The 1114-nt window shown below is 57.8% G+C and carries 1 protein-coding gene; it reads right to left on the minus strand.

Annotated features, from left to right (window positions below; all coding sequences use genetic code 11):
- Positions 1-43: 43 nt before the first annotated feature.
- Positions 44-1114 (minus strand): IS1380-like element ISMaq3 family transposase (locus KYE_RS14030; RefSeq protein WP_008174531.1); only part of this gene is annotated, 1071 nt, incomplete at its 5' end.

The raw sequence follows: 1114 nt of genomic DNA on the forward strand, positions 1-1114 counted from the left end.
CCCCCTTTCCCCCATTGGTATCGGGCCGGGGGAGCCCGATTATCTACTGGGGCACCAAGCGCTGAACCAGTGCTGAGAGATCGTTCTTGTGTGGATAGCTATCACTCATCAACACCCGTATTCGGCGGGTGTTGCGGATGATGACTGCGCCAACCTTGATCAGCTTCAAGCGCAAGGTGCCGGCACTCATACGTTCGAAGGGCGTGTTTTTCAGATGCACCCGCAAACGCTCGAACAGGGTGTAGGCGAAGCCGGATAAGATCAGCCGCCACTGGTTGGTCCACCAGTGTGTGCTGGAGGTGCGACCGGCAAACAGATCCAGTTGTTGATCCTTGATCCGGTTCTCCATATCACCCCGTGCGCAATACTGTTCGTAGTAGAGCTTGAATCCGTCATCGTAGCGGGAGCTGATAACGAACCGGGGGTTCGGGCCTTGAGGGCCATATTCCAGGCGCGCAACCACCCAGCGTGGCTTATGCCAGCTTCGGGCTTTGTAGCGGAAGCGGAAGGTGCTGGCGAGCTTATGGCCATGAGCCTCGTAGTAGGTCCGGACTTTGTCCATGGCTGGGGCGGCAAGCGCCTCCAGCCGCTGGTTGCGGGCCATGCCTACGATGTAATCCACCTGGTTGCGATCGCACCAGGCCAGCAGTCGGGGCTTGCTGAAGTGGGAGTCGCCCCGGAACACGATCCGGGTCTGTGGCCAATACTCGCGAATAAATCGCACCAGCAGCGCCAGAATGGCCCAGCTGTGCCGGGCATCACCTCGATTGCTGGTGCGCAGATAGCTCACCAGCAAGTGCCTACCGCAGAAGACGTAAAGCGGGAAGTAGCAGTGATGGTCGTAATACCGGTTAAAGAACTTACCCGGCTGGTCGCCGTGCACCGGAATATCGGTGCCGTCAAAATCCAGCACGATTTCCTTGGGCGGCTTCTCATGCTGCTCGATAAAGTGGTGCCAGAGCAACTCATGCGCTTTGACAATGGTTTGCCGATCCATCGCCTGCTCCATTCGACAAAGCGTGGACTTGCCGGCCAGAGTCGAGGCATTCCCCGTGGCGGTTTGTAGTGCCTGATCAAAGCGAAGCGCTTCATGATCATTCAGATCTTCGTAGCC

The sequence above is a fragment of the Marinobacter manganoxydans MnI7-9 genome (assembly GCF_000235625.1).
Taxonomy (GTDB): Bacteria; Pseudomonadota; Gammaproteobacteria; order Pseudomonadales; family Oleiphilaceae; genus Marinobacter; species Marinobacter manganoxydans.